17 protein-coding genes are annotated in these 17705 nt (G+C 40.4%); 12 read left to right on the top strand and 5 right to left on the bottom strand.

Annotation, left to right across the window (positions count from 1 at the left end; genetic code table 11):
- Positions 1 to 84 precede the first annotated feature (84 nt).
- Complete coding sequence (locus TX85_RS22600; protein WP_044482105.1) at positions 85 to 1320, top strand: helix-turn-helix domain-containing protein; 1236 nt, start codon at positions 85 to 87, stop codon at positions 1318 to 1320.
- A gap of 214 nt (positions 1321 to 1534) precedes the next feature.
- On the opposite strand, the gene TX85_RS22605 is transcribed toward TX85_RS22600, so the two are convergent.
- Complete coding sequence (locus TX85_RS22605; RefSeq protein ID WP_044482107.1) at positions 1535 to 3139, bottom strand: response regulator transcription factor; 1605 nt, start codon at positions 3137 to 3139, stop codon at positions 1535 to 1537.
- Positions 3140 to 3241: 102 nt separating this feature from the next.
- Here TX85_RS22605 and TX85_RS22610 point away from each other — a divergent pair, with 102 nt between their 5' ends.
- Positions 3242 to 4927 carry a sensor histidine kinase gene (locus TX85_RS22610; protein WP_044482108.1) on the top strand — a complete coding sequence of 562 codons (1686 nt, stop codon included), beginning with the start codon at positions 3242 to 3244 and terminating at the stop codon, positions 4925 to 4927.
- A gap of 27 nt (positions 4928 to 4954) precedes the next feature.
- Here the strand turns inward: TX85_RS22610 and TX85_RS22615 are convergent, their stop codons facing one another.
- Complete coding sequence (locus TX85_RS22615; RefSeq protein ID WP_233500831.1) at positions 4955 to 6244, bottom strand: glycoside hydrolase family 1 protein; 1290 nt, start codon at positions 6242 to 6244, stop codon at positions 4955 to 4957.
- A gap of 1118 nt (positions 6245 to 7362) precedes the next feature.
- Here TX85_RS22615 and TX85_RS22620 point away from each other — a divergent pair.
- The 5 genes from TX85_RS22620 (at position 7363) to TX85_RS27835 (ending at position 11403) form a co-directional block, all read left to right on the top strand.
- On the top strand, positions 7363 to 7743 hold the full coding sequence (locus tag TX85_RS22620; protein ID WP_044482110.1) for a sigma-70 family RNA polymerase sigma factor: 381 nt from the start codon (positions 7363 to 7365) through the stop codon (positions 7741 to 7743).
- A 72-nt stretch (positions 7744 to 7815) separates the two neighbouring features.
- A complete protein-coding gene (locus tag TX85_RS22625) occupies positions 7816 to 8016 on the top strand; it encodes a helix-turn-helix domain-containing protein (protein ID WP_044482111.1) in 201 nt (66 codons plus the stop codon).
- Positions 8017 to 8445: 429 nt separating this feature from the next.
- The gene (locus TX85_RS22635) at positions 8446 to 9030 is read left to right on the top strand and encodes a TetR/AcrR family transcriptional regulator (RefSeq protein WP_044482114.1); all 585 of its coding nucleotides are present in this window, start codon (positions 8446 to 8448) and stop codon (positions 9028 to 9030) included.
- A gap of 154 nt (positions 9031 to 9184) precedes the next feature.
- Positions 9185 to 10198, top strand: a complete 1014-nt coding sequence (locus TX85_RS22640) for a zinc-dependent alcohol dehydrogenase (RefSeq protein WP_044482115.1) — start codon at positions 9185 to 9187, stop codon at positions 10196 to 10198.
- A 185-nt stretch (positions 10199 to 10383) separates the two neighbouring features.
- Entirely contained in the window at positions 10384 to 11403 is a 1020-nt protein-coding gene (locus tag TX85_RS27835; protein WP_233500832.1) for a hypothetical protein, read from the top strand.
- 1106 nt (positions 11404 to 12509) lie between these two features.
- Here the strand turns inward: TX85_RS27835 and TX85_RS25570 are convergent.
- Both TX85_RS25570 and TX85_RS22655 read right to left on the bottom strand, forming a co-directional pair.
- Positions 12510 to 12695 (bottom strand): hypothetical protein, encoded by a 186-nt coding sequence (locus tag TX85_RS25570; protein WP_049895189.1) that lies wholly within the window; start codon positions 12693 to 12695, stop codon positions 12510 to 12512.
- A gap of 117 nt (positions 12696 to 12812) precedes the next feature.
- Entirely contained in the window at positions 12813 to 13103 is a 291-nt protein-coding gene (locus tag TX85_RS22655; RefSeq protein ID WP_233500841.1) for a glycoside hydrolase N-terminal domain-containing protein, read from the bottom strand.
- Positions 13104 to 13311: 208 nt separating this feature from the next.
- Between TX85_RS22655 and TX85_RS26105 the strand changes: the two genes are divergently transcribed.
- From TX85_RS26105 to TX85_RS26900, 5 genes are all read left to right on the top strand, one after another.
- Entirely contained in the window at positions 13312 to 13785 is a 474-nt protein-coding gene (locus TX85_RS26105; RefSeq protein ID WP_233500833.1) for a DedA family protein, read from the top strand.
- A gap of 25 nt (positions 13786 to 13810) precedes the next feature.
- Entirely contained in the window at positions 13811 to 14362 is a 552-nt protein-coding gene (locus TX85_RS22660) for a class I SAM-dependent methyltransferase (protein ID WP_044482118.1), read from the top strand.
- Positions 14363 to 14414: 52 nt separating this feature from the next.
- The gene (locus TX85_RS22665) at positions 14415 to 15095 is read left to right on the top strand and encodes a response regulator transcription factor (RefSeq protein ID WP_044482119.1); all 681 of its coding nucleotides are present in this window, start codon (positions 14415 to 14417) and stop codon (positions 15093 to 15095) included.
- The gene (locus TX85_RS22670; RefSeq protein WP_044482120.1) at positions 15088 to 16176 is read left to right on the top strand and encodes a sensor histidine kinase; all 1089 of its coding nucleotides are present in this window, start codon (positions 15088 to 15090) and stop codon (positions 16174 to 16176) included. Before TX85_RS22665 ends, TX85_RS22670 begins: the two co-directional genes overlap by 8 nt.
- An 86-nt stretch (positions 16177 to 16262) precedes the next feature.
- Positions 16263 to 16412 carry a hypothetical protein gene (locus TX85_RS26900; RefSeq protein ID WP_158297369.1) on the top strand — a complete coding sequence of 50 codons (150 nt, stop codon included), beginning with the start codon at positions 16263 to 16265 and terminating at the stop codon, positions 16410 to 16412.
- 572 nt (positions 16413 to 16984) lie between these two features.
- Here the strand turns inward: TX85_RS26900 and TX85_RS22680 are convergent.
- A complete protein-coding gene (locus TX85_RS22680) occupies positions 16985 to 17290 on the bottom strand; it encodes a hypothetical protein (protein WP_049895190.1) in 306 nt (101 codons plus the stop codon).
- Positions 17291 to 17705: the final 415 nt, after the last annotated feature.

A 17705-nucleotide genomic window follows, 5' to 3' on the forward strand; every position in this document is an offset into this window, starting at 1 on the left:
AAATTGTAAGCGGTTATTGTTCCTTTTTATAGTATAATGTTGATGTTAGTTGTATATATTTTACTTCCATTAGAGGTGAACTTTATGTTTGTTATCCAGGAAGAGAAACTCGCTGCTATCTCGCAGCTTCTGCTGCAGAATACAGGAATGCCTGTCTTTACGATCAATTTAGACGGTAGCCTTCGCGATTCATACTATTCCTATATTTTAGGGCACCCTCTTTTCCCTAATCGAGAAAAACTGTTTTCACAACTCTTCTTTGAGTCAGACAAATACGGAGTCCCTTTCATCCGTGCAACTAACGATTATGAATGTTATATAGGTATCAAACTCCAAGATCAAGAAAGAACACCCTACTTCTTCGTAATGGGACCAAGCGCTACGCTTAAAGTAACCGCAAGTTCGATTTATGAACTACTCATCCAATACCAAGTACCGATGCAGCTTAAGGACACATTGAATGGGTATTATGTATCTCTTCCGGTGTATAGCAAACAAAGAGTCATTCATTTTGCTCAGCTAGCTTATTTCTTAATTTTTAATGACTCCATAGATGATGCACTGGTGGTCCGCCTGAGTAGTTGGTTCCCTCTGCCGTCCTCGAACCAAATGAATCTGGAATTGTATTTATTGAATCAAAGAGTAATGGATACGACTCACTTTGATTATATTTATGAAAAGAATACAATGCGTTTGATTAAAGAAGGGCGGCACGAGGAAATCGCAAAATCGCTGTCCTTTCCACCTCCTGCGGAAGAAATGCCAACGGTGACTAAAAACAACAAAGTCCGCAATGACAAAAATTTGGCAATTACCGCGATTACCATTGCGTGCCGTGCGGCCATCGAGGGGGGGCTAGACTCCAAAATTTCTTATTCGCTCAGCGAGATGTTTATCGATCGCATCGAATCGAAGCCGGATTTCCCTGATCTGTTTGGAACGATTAGGGAAGCTTATTTGGAATACGCTAGACGCGTGAAGGAAGCTCTAAAGCATAATTATTCCCCAGGGGTATTGAACGCGCAGCAATATATTCACAACCATCTCTATCAGAAGATTGAACTGCAACAGCTTGCCGATCATGTTCATTTGAATGGAAGTTATCTATCGAGGTTATTTAAAAAAGAGGTCGGCATGACTATTACAGAATACATCCATAGAGAAAAGGTACATGAGGCTAAAAAGTGGCTGACTTTCTCGAAACTATCGATTTCGGAAATCGCGACTCAGCTTCAATTCCATGATCAGAGCCACTTTATCAAGACCTTCAGCCGCATAGAACGGATGACGCCGAAGCAATATCGGATAAAGCCAGAGTGAAATGCTCCAAGTAAAATATCCTGTGTTCCTATCGAACTATTCAATTCTGAAAAAGGTGAGGTCACTGAACAGCATTCGAATAGTAAGTAAAAAAAGAGCCGTCCCTCCTGATAAAAGAATGATCCAGGGGGATGGCTCAGCTATCTAATTTGCCTTCATTATTTGAGACAGGAGATAACCCATATTATTCCACTATATGGGTTCTAATTTTCGACTAATCCGTAGATGATTTTTTTATGTTGCTGTTTTTGAATTCTTGAGGAGAGGTTCCTATTTCTTTGGTAAATATACGATTGAAACTGGAATAATTGTAATAACCGACTAACATAGCAACATCCCCTATGCTTTTGTCTGTATGAATAAGAAGTTCTTTTGCTACTTCCATTTTCTTGTTAATGATGTACCTGCTAATGGATACGCCAACCTCTTTTTTGAAAATTCTAGTTAGGTAATCCGCATTTAGATATACATTGTTTGCAATATGTTCCATTGAAATTTCTTCCGATAGATGAAGTTGGATATAGTTCTTCGTCCTTTCCACTGGATTGCTGCGATTCGCATTCGTCTTATCGAAATTTCGCATGATGTTCAAAGTATGGCTCACCCAATCCAACAGGCCTTCCAAGGATTCCAAGGAGTTTTTTAACAAGAGATTAGACTGTGGATCTCCCAATAGTTCATTGACAAAAATGCTACGATCATTGGCAAATTCAAAGATAAGATAATAAAAATCTCTAGTGAAGTGATTTAGAAAATCGCGATTAATAATGGATTTTTTTGTGTGTGTCAATCGATCTCTAATATCACTCAGTATCTCCTCATATCTGCCTTGTTTTAGCCATTCTCTCCATTCACCGATAGGATTGTCCGAATAAATTACGGTATCAAATTGTTGTTCCTGATAAAGGAAAAATACTTCGGACTCGTGAATTACATTATTAAAATCTCTCTCTTGTAGAGCTTCTATGCTTGATGGCATTTCATAAATGGAATCTTTGATTCCAACATAACAACAAATGATCTCCTTGATATACTTCGATGCAGCAGCAATTAATTGTCTACAGCAATCCTCGATAATGTTATTTAGACGATGTTCTTCCAGTTCTGTATCCAATCGTAGCATTATCAGAACGGACATTTCCGAAAACGGAAGCACTTCCCTTTCGATTTCCGGAATTACTAAAATTTCGTTGGCTATGTTTCTCAATGCATATTGAAGCAGTTTTTGATCCACTTTATTAACAGGCTCAGTCCATTTCTTCGTAACGACAAGGATGGGAAGGTAGTAACTCTCGAGACGGATATCCAGTCTCTTCTGACGGAAGTAGTTCATCAAACTCTCCTTGTTTGGCGATATTTCGCCAAGGAAGAAATCTTTCCAAAACTGCCTGATCACTGTTTCCTTGTTCTGGATCCAAGAATTACTATTCTCTTTCAAGATTCTATTTGTTAAGATCTTTTCCATTGTTTTTTTTAGGACGAGTTCTACTTTAGAAAATTCCAATGGTTTCAGAATGTAGTCGACACTGCCTAATTGCATGGCTTCTTGCAAAAAGTGAAAATCAGCATGACATGTCATAAAAATGCATTTTACATTGGGGTAATGCTCATTAGTCCATTTTAATAACTCAAGCCCTGACCCCATCGGCATTTCTATATCGCTAAGCAAAATATCTATCGATCTTTTTTGGAATTGACGAATGGCATCCTGCACATTCGTGGCAGTGTACACTTTCCCGATCCCCAATGTTTCCCATTGAATTCCGTTCCGAACAGCCTCGATCGCACTTAATTCATCGTCAACGATCATTACATTCATGGTGAAAATAAACCTCCTGTTACGGTTTGACTTTATTCCATCCAAAAGTATAATTGTTTTAGCAAGATTAGTGTAAACCTAACATCGAGGAGTTGCATGATCATGAAGCACTTTTATTATACAGGTTTTCCCAATTCGATTCTCTTTAAGATTCTCGCCGTTTTCACTATTCTTATTCCCTTGATCGTTTTGTTTATCTACAATAATTACCAATCCCGATCCACCCTCGTTGAACAGATTAAAAGTACTCATTTGAACATGATGGAGTCCTATTGGATTCAGATTGACAACCAACTGAAAAATGCTGCCAGCTTCGCAATTACTACCGCTTTTTTCGAAAATGACCCCCAGTTGGCCTTAAGCAAAAGTGAACCGAAGTCCATGTTAGCCAAGCAAAGAATTTCTCTGAAGCTCTCGGAACAAATCATTAATTATAACAACATCATCGATACGCTTTTTGTCTATACCGATAATGATTTTATCTCGGCCAACAAGACTAGCTTAAAATCGGAAGAACGAGATGCCATCAAATCCCTTGTCTTGGAGACTGCTCACAGTTTAGAAATGGACAGATTGAATGCGAACTGGAATCTCGTAAAGATAGACGGCCATAGCAGTATGCTCTATATTAGTAAAGGTGACAACGCCGTTTTGACCGGGGTATATATCAATTTGGACAGACTTGTAGGCCAGTATGCGCCTAAAGATGAGAGCGCTTCCCTATTATTATTGTCAAATGATGACGTGGCAAGCTCCAATTTTATACATCCTAAAAATAGCCTGATCGTTACAGCGTCCTCCTCTGCAGCACCGATCTCATTCGTAGAGATCATCCAGTTAAAAACGATCATGGAAACATTCCCCTTTATGCAAAAGTATATACTAGCTATTTCTGTCATGGTCGCATTACTGCTGCCGTTCATTTTTTTATTGCTGAGGCAGATCGTGGTTCAACCTTTACAACAATTAAATAAAGCAATGAAACATATCCAACGCGGAGATCTGCAATACCGAATTCCTCCCTACCGCGTATCCAATGAAATCGCCATCGTAAACCAAACGTTTAACCAGATGATGGACGAGGTCCAATATTTAAAAATAAGTGTCTACGAAGAAGAACTCAAGGCTCAGAAGTCTCAGCTTCGCAATCTTCAATTGCAAGTACGACCACATTTTATTATTAACTCTTTGAACATGGTTTATAATCTGCTTGAGAATGGTGATTCCCAGACAGCCAGGAGACTGATTATTCATTCAGTTGATTTTTATCGATACATGACCAAAGTGGATATCGACCTAGTCCCGCTATATGAAGAAATCAAACATGTAAAAACTTACCTTCAGATCCAATCGATACGCTACAATAACAAATTCACCTATTCCATTAATACTAATAAAATGGTAGAAGACATGCTAGTGCCCCCCATGCTGATCCAAAATTTTGTGGAAAATTCCATCAAATATGCTATCCAGGCAGATAGATGTATCCACATATCGATTAAAGTAGACACATTCGAGATCGACTTCTACCCGTTTGCCAAGATCATAATTTCTGACACGGGGAACGGTTATCCGACTCACCTACTCGATCGGCTAAATCATGGTCAGATTATTGAGGACCAAAACGGCGAGCATATTGGTATACGCAATAGCGTACAGCGTCTCTCTTTGCTGTTTGAAGAAAAAGCAAGATGGCATTTTTATAATAATAACGGCGCCGTGAGCGAACTCATTCTACCCGCTCTTTTTTCAGACCATTCGGAAGTTATGCCTGAAGATGAAGAATAAGCCATTCAGAAGAATGGCTTATCACCGCTAGATGGTTCGATTTTTTGCAATACTTCCGAAATGGTATGCACTTCTTTTCGGTATCCTCTTTTGCGTGGATCGATCTACTTCAATTAACCCGAATCGTTTAGAATAGCCCAGCTGCCATTCGAAGTTGTCCAGTAATGACCAGTGCATATAACCAAGAACAGGAATTCCATCAGAAATGCAAGCGTGTACCCCCTCCAGAGCGCGATTGATAAAAGCTATTCGCTTCTCGTCATCGTCCGTCGCCACTCCATTTTCCGTCACTATTATCGGCTTATTCAGATGCTCAAAGGCTTTGCGAATAACTGATTCCAATCCTTGCGGATAATATTCATAGCCCATCTGGGTAGTCTCTGCATCTTCCGGAACAGGTAGCATGCCATCAGGACCGAAAACCGATCGCGTATAATTTTGCAGGCCAAAGAAATCATCGTTCTGAAGATAGGGAAGAAACTGTAGAAACTCCTCATACAGTTCATTTGCAGCATGATCCTCTCCCCCTGGAACAGATTGAAAGTCATACAAAGATAAAGTGATACCGATCGAAGCTGTCGGACACACTTGTCTAATTGCATCTCTCGCTTTCGTATGGGCCCGAAAGATAATTTCCATTCCTTGATCAGAGCGCGGAGCCAAAAAAGTGTTTATTTCTTGGGGAGAAATGCCGAAGGCTTTGCCCAATTCGGCGTAATAATTTTGCATTCGAGTCATCATTCCTGTGTTGATTCCGACTTGGGCGTTCCCCCCGGACTGATGTTTTTCCATGATTTTTTTGATGCCGATTGCAATGTTCGCTTCATTAATCGTACAGACATAAGGAATCGCATCCCCAAGCTTGGACATGACATATTCGCAATAGCGGGCAAATCGTTCCGGCGTCTCCTCCGACTCCCAACCTCCCGCCTGGATGAGCCATTGCGGAGAGGTAAAGTGATGCAACGTCACAATCGGAGTAACATTGTATTCTTTACAAGCTTCCAGTACATCTTTATAGTGCTGGATGGCTGTTTCGTCGAACTTCCCTTCCTCGGGTTCGATTCGAGCCCATTCGATAGAGAATCGATACGTATTCAACCCGAGTCCCGTTAATAACCCTATATCTCCTCTATAGAGCCGGAAATGGTCTACCGCCTCACCAGAAGGCTCAGTAAATGAACTTCCGTTTATATTTTCCATAAGCCAAAAATCAGAGTGAACATTATTTCCCTCTACTTGATGAGCCGCAGTGGAAGCTCCCCATAAAAAATGTTCTGGAAATTTACGTATCATGTTTGGTATTTCTCCTCTCAAGAGTTATCAATTTATGCCGATCACGACTAAAACGTCGAATATATATTATTTTATATAGCGTTAGCATTCTGACGGTATACATAATGCGACCAAATTGATTTCTTTTTCCGACGACCTTGGCAGGAAACCGAGCATATTCATTCCTTCATAAATATTGTTAAGCGCAGGTAGTAATGGAGAAGCAAAACAAAATTGCTATAGATAATAAGCCATTGTAGATTCCCTTGACTTTGCATTTTTAGTATTTTTATATTGTGTTGGTAACAGATCGCAGCTATTGCATATCCTGCACGTTAGAAAATGTGCTACTCTTTAAGAATTCAAAAGGATATCCGTAACGAATTGTTGTCCCAAATACTGTTTATCCAGCTGAACTTATCACTCCACACTCGCACAGCGCATGTCTTTGTCCAATATCGGAATGGAGGTCTTCTTAACGAAGAAGGTCTGGCAAGCCAGTATGGCGCTTACGGTTGCCCCTGCTTCATGGGAATCATTCCGGCTTCCAGGAACTTTTTCATAAATATCCCTTTGATAAGAAATCCATAACCAACGAAATATTACAAGACGGACTAGGAGCAGGTATGGAACGGATATGGTCCGGAAAAGTCTCTTATGATTGGGATCCTCTTAGCCAGCGATCTACGAGAAAAAAAGAAGTAATTTGTTTTTCTTCCGCTGTTAGAGCGTCGGAGTTAGGCATAAATAACAGATCAATAAAACCACCATAATATCCCAAGTATTGACTCATAGAGACCTACCAAATATTTGGAAAACCAAAGATTATTTGTTATTTTTTAAAAAAGTCATTGGAGTCGTTAAGTACCAATGGTAGCGCAATTTGAATCACCTAAAGGACACGGATTTACTGACGGAGGGAAGGTTCGTTGTTTGCAGTGTCCTCCCTGCATTCAAATCTTTCATCTGCGTATACTCGAACAATAAATAACTTTTTCATATGAAAGAATCGCATCGTTATCTATAACATATCCCTCCAATTTCTAGAGATCAAATATGGTCTCTAGTTGTTCTGAGGGATATTTTTATATCTTTTGAGTTGCCTTTTTGCCACCTAGTTCCTATTTACCAAATAAGAGATAATGAAAGGAGAGGTAAAGATGGGCTCAAGACATGGGGATTGTAAAGCAGTTGAAAAAGGGTTTAGCAACTATACTAAAGTATGTCTTAAACACGCTAGCAGAGATTATTTCAAGAAGCTATATCGAGATTCTGTTCTTGTACCGTTTGATGAATGTGAACCAAAGATCGCCATTAATATCCGGACAAGCACTACAATAACTTTTGAGGATTATGCTGCACTCTCACAAGCCATTGAGACTTTGAGCTCCTCAGAAAAAAAGGTGTTATATCTAAAATTTTTTCAAGACAAAACAGATAAGGAAGTCGCTCAGTTTATTGGTGTAACGAGACAGGCAATCACTAAATCAAAATCGAATGTATTGGTGAAGCTTAAAAGTCACCTGGAAGTTCAATCATAATTTTTACTATCGCATACGTGCTCCTCCTTCGATAATAATGGTGACAACATTGATCAAAGGAGGACCTTTCATATGCGTGAAGTTATACATCTGATTCAACTCGCTCAAAACGGTGATACACAGGCTGAAGCAGAGCTTATTCATCGTTACGAGCCGCTAATTAATAAGTACTCTAGACAAAATGGGAGACTTAATGAAGATTGCAAGCAACAATTAATTTTGGAGTTTATTCTTGCTGTACGTCGCTTTGATCTCAAGCGATATTATCATTAAAAATAGTGCCCCCGTAAAGGTAAATGGAGCTTGTTTTTGATATTTCGCTCCCCTATTTTATTGATAAAATATGCCTTCTAAGAATAAGAAGAGTAATTAATGACAAAACAAAAAATCAAGCCATCTTGTCAGTAAACAAGACAGCTTGATTTTTTGTAGTGCCACTTTTTATAAAACTCCTTCATCGTTTCTTGTATTTCTAAGAAAATGTTGGTACAGAAACGTATCGTATAATTTTCAAAAAAATAATTCTCAGTTTCGGAGTATATGTTTCCCAATTTAACCATACGATTGACGACGTTCTTTCCATGCCTAAGCTGCTCGGTATTTAAATAAATATCGTTATTTCGATGCTGTTGTTTTCCGATCATTGTCCATGTAAACTATAACGTGATGAAAACCTGCTCTGCATAAAATCGAGGTGCCTTGATGTCAAACACGAAAAAAATTGATCTTCGAATCCAACGAACGAAACAATTGCTGCACGATGCTTTTGTTATTCTGCTTCAAGAGAAGCCCTTCTTCAAGATATCCGTCAACAACCTGACAACGAGAGCCGGAATAAACCGAGTGACTTTTTATTTACACTACAAAAACATGGAAGAATTCATTGAGCATTTTTTAGAGGAATACGTCATGAAAATACAGGAAGTCGTGTTTCGTTATTACGATGAAGCTTTGCCGAGGGAAGAACGTGAGAAGCGAATTTTCGAGTATTTATTAACCTATATTCAAGAGAACAGAGTGGTATATCATTTGTTGTTTGTGCAGAAAGCATTGCCGCAATTCGATCAACGAGTTATCCATTCACTGAAATCTAAGACAGTAAATCACATCCATGAGTACAGGCGGTCCCTTTCCGACTATGAGATGCCGAAGGAAGTCGCTTCATGGTATGCCATCTCGGCGATGTTCGGTACGATTACTTTCTGGCTGGAACAGGATCTCCCGTATTCCCCAAATTATCTAGCTGACAAAATCGTTCGTTTAAATCCTTTGCGTAACCTTACGTGAAAAAATTAGCTAAAACCGTCTAAGTTTCGAACGATAGTTTACAGTTACACTTAACTGTCGTTTATTTTACAAATTGTTGGAATCTGTAAATTGCAAGGTTAGTTTCTGTCCTCTAAGATAGAGGTGTAACCTATCCATTGGAGGAAAGTAACATATGAGAGCTGGAATCTATCACGGACTTAAGGATGTTAGAGTAGAAGAATTGCCTATGCCGAAGATCGGTCCGAAGGACGTACTGCTCCGCAATCTCATGGGTGGGATTTGCGGGACGGATATCAACATTGTTAATGCCGGAACGGAGATGGGCATTCGTTTTGGCAAGGAGTTCGGGCATGAACTGTTCGGAGAAGTCGTCGAAACGGGCTCGGAGGTCAAGGATGTCAAAGTCGGCATGCGCGTGGGAGTAAATCCGATAACGGGGAAAAGAGTCGGCAGAATGCATTCCCTCGAGATCGGGGGATTCTCCCAGTTTGTTGCCATAGAAGATGCGGAGTTAAACTACAATTTATATGAGTTCTCAGATGGGGTCAGCGCGGAGGAAGCGGTGCTTATGGAGCCTATGAGCGTAGGCTTCCACGGGGCGTTTTCGACGGATCCGCAGCCTCATGAGAACTTCGTCGTTCTCGGAGCAGGACCGATTGGGTTATCCGCTGCAGCCGGTTTGATCGGAGAAGGAATTAAGCACGTTGTAGTTGTGGACATTGACGACTGGCGTTTGTCCAAAGCGGAGGAGCTCGGAACTAGGACGATCAATACGAGCAAGCAGGACTTGGCCACCAAGCTAATCGAGTATTTCGGAACAACAGATTGTTACGGGCACTCTGTCCCCAACGTTGATGCCTTCATTGATGCCGCCGGTGCACAGCCCCTCTTCCTACAGGCATTTCAGCTTGCCAAACCGAACGCTCGATTTTCAATAATTGCAGTTTATAAGCAACTCGTTCCCGTCAGCTTCGCCGATATTATGAGCAGAGAAATAAAAATTATTGGAGCTTGTGGTTATTCACACGAAGACATTGCTAAAGTCGTCGACCATATCGAGAGAAAGAAAACGCCGATCGCGACGATCGTAACCCATCGTTATTCGCTAGACGAACTTCCGCAAGCCTTCGAAACTGCCATTGCTGCCAAAGAGACTATTAAGGTTGTGGTGGATTTGACAAAATAAGAAAGTAATGCAACGAGACCCGTTTTGCAGCGGGTCTTTGTTATTAGAGAAACCACCCTAATTTATCGTCCCATGGTTTATAAAGTGGCTGTAAAAAATAAACATACAGAACCCTTGATTTACTTTTCTTTTACGTGGCTCTAGTGATCGTCGGGTTCATTCTACTGCTAATGAAAGAGGGATGAATGTTGATTTTATATCTAACCAGTAATGCTCGGGTCAATCTACTGGATTTTCTGGATGATGAATTGGAATTGCCCGTAAAAAAACTGGTCGGGCAGTTCTCGCTTTTATCCTTTGTTGTCAGAGACATGCGGCATTTCTCTCATGTCCGCTATGTGGCCTTAGACCGTGCGGCGATTACTGAGCCAGATGATGAATTAGTCCAAGCCCTGCTCTCGTATCTCACCATTTATGATATGCGCGTGATACTCATAGCAGAAGGACTGCCGATGAGCAGTCCTTTTATGCAACGATTGACGTTAGCCGGATTACTGAATATTGTTACGGCTACGGAAATTGAGGAGATTCAGACGGAGCTTCGAGCTTGCTTTTCTGAGGATGGCATGCAGCGATTTAAACCACTCTTTAAGAGCATTCCTCTTCAAGAAGTGAAGCCCTCCCTCCCATTGGATGATGAGCAGTACCGCTTCGGCTGCACCAATATAACAATAGCGATTGCAGGGTGTGACCGACGAGTAGGCGTTACAACCACAGCCTTCAATTTGACCTGCTGGATCAATGCTCATGGTGGGACGGCTTGTTATTTGGAGGCAAACACCGGTAAGCACTTGGCTCATATTATCCAATTGTTCAAGCCTGATAAACGAGGAAATGCCTATGTTATGGATCATATTGATTTATATTTCACGCCTGAATTAAACCAAACCTATAACTTCATTGTGATTGATTGTGGTACGTTAAGCGAACGCACTTTGAAAGATTCCTTTGTAAACGCAGACGTTCGAATACTTTGCGGTTCGGCTATGCCTTATGAACTGCCGGTATTTTATAAAGCGATGGACCGCTGCAAAGAACTTTCTACTCAAGCATTAGGACTATTTGTCCCTGAAGATTTAAAACCATATTTAGTGCAGAGCATCAGTAAAGATATCCTTTTCGGCAATAACTCTCATGACTTATTTGATCCAAATGTAAATGGGCATTTTCATAAGAAAGTGCTAGAGGTATTTATGGAAAACTAAACAACACCCAAGTGAATAAGCTTTCATAAAAGAGATTTGGAAAAAAACTATGAACCAACTATATTTATGTGCTTCGACTGGAGGATTAGAACAAAATAAAGTACTTTTCCTGAAGGCGGATGCGGCCAATATTGCTTCTTACTTAGCGAGAAATTAGGAAGCTCCATTTATCAGCGTGGATACTGTAGATGACCTTTCACTTTTAACAGCTGTTAAAGTTTGATTACCTTACTCTTATAGTATATATGCTAATCTTTTATTTGAGAGTGAAGCCGAACTATTCGCCTCCTCCCCAGATTTCCTTTGCAAAGTGACGAGACTGCTCAAATCGTCTCCAAGATTCCGGTTTCAAATTCATAAATGATAAGCAATAATCCACAGGTGGAATTTTAGAGACAGAGCCAATAGTCTCGGCTCCATGACTTAACATTATTATTGAAGCACCACATGGGTGGCTTTAATGTTTGAGACGCGCGGTGCCAGTTGGACAAAAACAATCCTCGAAATTTAGTTTCTGCCCACTTGCTAAAGATATTCCCTATTGATTGAAGAAGCAGAAAGCACCAGCCCGCCTCCTCTACTTCTTATTCAGTGATCAGATCAACCACTCTTTTTTGGACGAGGTTTTGTTCGTCAATACTATAAATAAATGCCGCCGTTCCGTCTTTAGTTCCTGCAGCCCCTGGGTCAATTAGTCCACCAGGATTAAAATTAAGCGGTCTTAGGTGGTGATATTATTCCCTTTTTTGTTGATATTTAAATTTCTTGTTCTTTTCCACCCCTGACTAAAGTTGTCTCCGCACCATTCAATAGACTGACAACCGCTATCATTTTTTTATAGTGAAATTATTAAATCCATAGTCTAGTACCTTTGCCGTTTCTGTAAAACGCTTACTAATTGATGGTGTTCCCATGACAACGCTTATTAACCGCATTCCGTTCCTTTCTGCATTTCCAGTAAAGCAATATCCTGCATTTTGAGTTTATCCTGTCTTCAGTCCATCCAGGACGACATAAGCATACTTCTGCAATTCCGGAATTGTTTGATCGGCCTCCAACATCCAGTTAGGATTGACAATAGGTTCATTATCGGTTTTTCTCATCTTTTAAAAATGAATACTTGTAACTTCAGAGTAATCCGGGTCATCACGAATATGTTTTCTCGCCAGCGTTGCCACGTCCTTAGCAGCAGACCTAAGTGTTTCACCATTATCTTTGGGTCGTAAGTATATTGGCATGTCGGCCCGGTTCAAACCGGTAGCATTGATAAAACAAGTGTTTGTCATACCCATAAGTTTCACTCCACCTAGATAACTACCTCATATTTAACATTTATGGGAAACAATTTAGTACTCACTATGTAAATACCTGTCTGCAGATTCAGAGATCTAGAGTACTCTTTAACCTTATCACCATGGGAAGTGGAGATATAAATCACCTAACGGAAGATAGGATTGGTTATATGCGCCCAGCATCTGTTTCGAAAGCTGTAGGCCCGCAAGTATTCGCCTTTTAACCACTCTGGGCAAATCCTCTGCTGCCTGCGCGTTATTTAAGTCTTTGCAATAACCTGACCACAACGTATCCTCATTCAGTTGGAAATGCTTATACTCTATTACGCCGAACAGCATGCCGCCAAGTTTTCCTTTACCGACAGGCAGTGCTTCTGTCCGTTCCGCTATTGGTTTGATGTGATTCATTAACAAGTTAACACACTCCTTTTAATATTAAATGATACCGCTTACAAATAAAAAGAAACAAACTGAACAGTTGGATATTTTTTAACGCACATTTAAATCTTCAGAAGTTCTTCAGAATCCTCCCCGTAATTTCTTCAGTTCTTTCCATTAAGATGATCACATCAGTAAAGAGAAAGGGTGACAGATCATCAGCAGCACACTTTTATCATTGATTGACCATTACGGTTATTTGTTTTTTTATGTGGCTTTGTCTCTTGGACCCTTTGGTGTCCCGATTCCAAACGAAATCACAGTGATTACTGGTGCTATTCTGAGTCGCAGCGGTGTTTTAAATACAGGCATGACTTATTTATCTATTCTTTCTGGTCTCTTGACTGCCATTACCCTGTTTCATTTTGCAGGAAGAATGTTTGGGCAGCACTTAAAACGTAAATTTCAGCACAACCGTAATTTTCAAAAAGCTGAAAAAATCTTGAGCCAACGGGGAGACTGGGCTATGTGTATCGGTATTTTTATACCTGTGGTCAGATACTTCCTTCCCTTCCTTATCGGATTTAACAGAGGATCACTCAAAAAGTTTATGCTTATTTCTTACTCCAGCGCATTAGTATGGACACTTACTTTTTTCACGGCGGGTACAAGCTTCGGACATCATATTTTATCCTTTTTCAGTTCATTTTAATAATAAAAATAAGGGGGAATAATGAATGAATCAGCATTTATTGTTTTTACAGCGGTTTATGAAAAGTCCGAAGAATGTGGGAAGTGTGGTACCTAGTTCCCGTTTTCTGGCGAAAAAGATGGTTAAACAGGTTGATTGGAATAATATTAAGGCTGTTGCAGAGCTTGGAGCAGGTACAGGTCCTATCACCCGCTACATTCAATCCAATGTGAACCGGGATGCAAATGTATTTTTATTTGAAATGGATCATGTCATGCGAAAAAAGCTGCGGTTGAATTATCCCGAGTTCTCTTCTCACGCCAATGCTACCCATTTAGAAAATACCATTAATCAAAAAAACATTATCTATCTGGATTGTATATTCAGCGGACTGCCCTTCTTTAATTTTGAACGTGAACTAAGGGATACTTTAGTGGACCAAATTGTTAAGTCACTCAAGCCGGGCGGAATGTTTATTGCCTTCCAGTACTCCCTTCAAATGAAGAAACAGCTTTCCGAACACTTTATTATTGAAGATATCAAGTATGTGCCTTTGAATGTGCCTCCTGCATTTGTGTACGTCTGTCGAAAAAAGTAAACGATTTGCTGTATAATAAGCACTAACTTCAATACAGAGAGGGTAACTGCAGATGAACACAATCCTTGTTGTTGATGACGAATCTGAGATCCGGGATATCATACACGTATATTTACGAAATGAAGGATACCATGTCATTGAAGCGGCTGACGGTGAGGAAGCCTTACAAGTTATCCATGCTTCTACTGTTCACCTGGTCATACTCGATGTCATGATGCCCCGGATGGACGGAATTACGGCCTGCCTCAAAATAAGAGAAGTCTCTAACACGCCTATTATCATGTTATCTGCCAAAGAAGAAGATATCGATAAAATTGCAGGTCTTACTACCGGTGCAGATGATTATATGACCAAGCCATTTAACCCGCTGGAGTTACTTGCCCGTGTTAAAGCCCAAATGCGGCGGCAAACGTTACTGGGAAAGGCCGAGAATAACTCAATCATTCTAATTAAAGACCTGGTGATTGACAAAACTAAGCATTCAGTAAAGCTAAAAGACCTAGATATTGTGCTGACGCCTCTGGAGTTTGGAATTTTGGTGCTACTGGCCAGCTATCCGGGGCAAGTGTTCAGTTCAGAGCATATTTATGGGAATGTCTGGAAAGAACCCTTCGGTTACTCTGACAACACGGTGATGGTCCATATCCGAAACCTACGGGAGAAGTTAGAAGATAACCCCCGGAGCCCACAGTATATTAAAACGGTTTGGGGAGTTGGCTATAAAATTGATTAAACCCGCAAAGCAATCCAAAAGAAAACAAAGGATCCAGGTTAACATTCTGTTAAGCATGCTGCTTAGTTTTTTCATCGCTATCCTCTTCAATAATTTGCTTTTGTTGTTATTTTATCCAAAATGGTCAAATGAAATAGATTGGCTGTTAGAGTCGTTTCCTTACTTTAATATGATAATGCTTTTAATTGAATTTATTCTAAGTTTTCTCATTCTGACACGTCGCATCGTTAAGGATCTTATGACGCTGGAAAGCGGCCTTCAAACCATTACCGAGGGAGATCTGAGTTACCGCGTTCCTGTCCAGCGACAAGATGAGCTCGGGCGGGTAGCCTTTAATATCAATCAAATGACAGAGCGCCTGGAGCGGCAAATCGTAAAAGAACGGGAAGCTGAGCAATCGAAGATGGAATTGATTACCGGCATTTCGCATGATCTGCGTACTCCCCTCACCAGCATCATCGGATATATTGAGCTTTTAAGATCCAATTCATTTCAGGACCAGGAAGAATACGATCGTTTTGTACAAAACACCTATAATAAAGCCGCACATCTGAAAAAGCTCCTTGACGATCTCTTTGAATACACCAGGCTTAGTTCGATTGACACACATATAAATGCACACCGGATTGATCTCTGCCAGCTCTTGAACCAGTTGCTGTTTGAAATTGAGCCAATCGCTTATGAAAATGAGCTTCACATCATTAAAGAAATCGGCAGCATGCCGGTGTATTCAGTTGTGGACAGTGATAAAATCGCCAGAGCCATTGATAATCTGCTGATGAACGCTTTGAAATACTCCTTCAAACCGGGAGCCATCCGCATTCGGATGCTAACAGATCATAAGCAGGTTACAATTGAGGTCGAAAACCGGGGAACCCCTCTAACAAGGGAGCAGCAGGATAAGCTGTTTGAACGCTTCTATAAGGTTGACTACTCCCGGAGCAGCGAAGGTATCCAGACCGGGGCCGGCCTGGGCCTTTCCATTGCCAGGAACATCGCTGAACTGCACGGGGGATCACTTACACTTAATCATGAGAAGGACTTGTTTATTTTTAAACTCAAGTTGCCAATAGAAGCTTGAGGTTCCAACACGAGAGGCTACTTTTTTTACGCGCGTTTATAAGAGACCCTCTAAGGGTAGGCAGTATCTTACCAAGCCCGACTTAATTGGCTGAAAAAATCGTCCAGTTAATCCCTTGGCAAGAAGTTCAAATCATTGCAGAGCTTGACTTCGGCACTGGTACGCTCACTCACTTTATTGAGTTAAATAGAACTGAAGGGTCAAAAGTGTTTCTTTTCAACGGGATCGAAACATAAGAGCTAGTCTGAAACTGCAGTTCCCATCGTGCACGTCCACTCCAATGCTTCCTCCCTTTTAAAAATCTGAATCAGGAGGGCGTAAGTCAGCTTTACTGCATCATATTGCGGAATGTCGTTTAAAAGGACGTTTTTATTAAAAATCTGCTTGATTATCATTTGTAATATTCGCCCTTTTGCATTTAATAAAAAAATAAACCTAAATCGATTCAGAACCATAAGGTTCTGCTTCAATTTAGGTTTTGCCTGTGTGCACAGTATAAATTCTTATTGATGTGCGCTGAGTATAACAAAGAACTAAATCGTTTTTAACTTGTACGCTTAGATTGTGAATCCCTGCGGCCAAAGAAAGACCTTATAGGCAATGACAAAAGAGTCAGGGCTCAAGATTCCGAGACGACATGAATAAACGACAGAAGCATAGTAGTGAAACAATGACTAGGAAAAAGCGGATTAGCAAATCCCAGAAGCCAACACGCCTTTTAGATGATGCGGCAGGGTTGCCGGTTGATGGCTTTCTCTCCTTTCTTATAAAATTCCATCCTCGCCAAGTTTCTTGGCTACAGCCGTTATTACAAGAAAACATCAATGACTGAATGAAATAGTTCATCCGCTGTTGCACAGAAAAAATTTCCACCTTCAATCCCCAACATTACAAAAATCGGCGTGGTCGTCATGAACTCTCTGGTGATATTGATCAGAAGAGACCATATCTGCTCGAACGAGCCGTCCATGACTTTCCCCAAACTCATGATTAGCAAGACTAAAATGTTCGCATGGATAGAAAAAAGTGTAACATTATATACCTTTCTCCACCGTCCTGCTCCATCCACGGTCACCGCTTCGTACATCTCGGGGTTAATACCACTAATATCCACCAGTACATTCATTTTCCAAAGAATAAGTGGTAAAACTCAGAGAGATGAGTAAGGTGATTTTTAAAGGACATATTAAAAATAAGAGTTTCTTCAGAATTTCTTTAGAAACCCCCTGCCTAATTCTTCAGAATCTTTCGTTAAGATTTCTATATTAAAGCGAGCGAAGACAGTGTCAAATTGTCCAGTAATAGGATTACTGGAACTAATCAATCAGCAAGGATATCTGTTTTTATTATTTAGCTCCTTTTGGAATTCTAATTCCTAAACTACACAATAGGCATTGTCTAAAGACTCAGTGAGTTCAAAAGGAAAGATTCGGCCATATGCATTACCATGCTCTTTCCTATCGTATTCTATCTTCTAATTCAGATTATCGGGATATTTTGCAGATATTCTTTTGCCCCTATCTTAAATT

This window comes from Paenibacillus antibioticophila (assembly GCF_000455265.1).
In the GTDB taxonomy this organism is placed as follows: domain Bacteria; phylum Bacillota; class Bacilli; order Paenibacillales; family Paenibacillaceae; genus Fontibacillus; species Fontibacillus antibioticophila.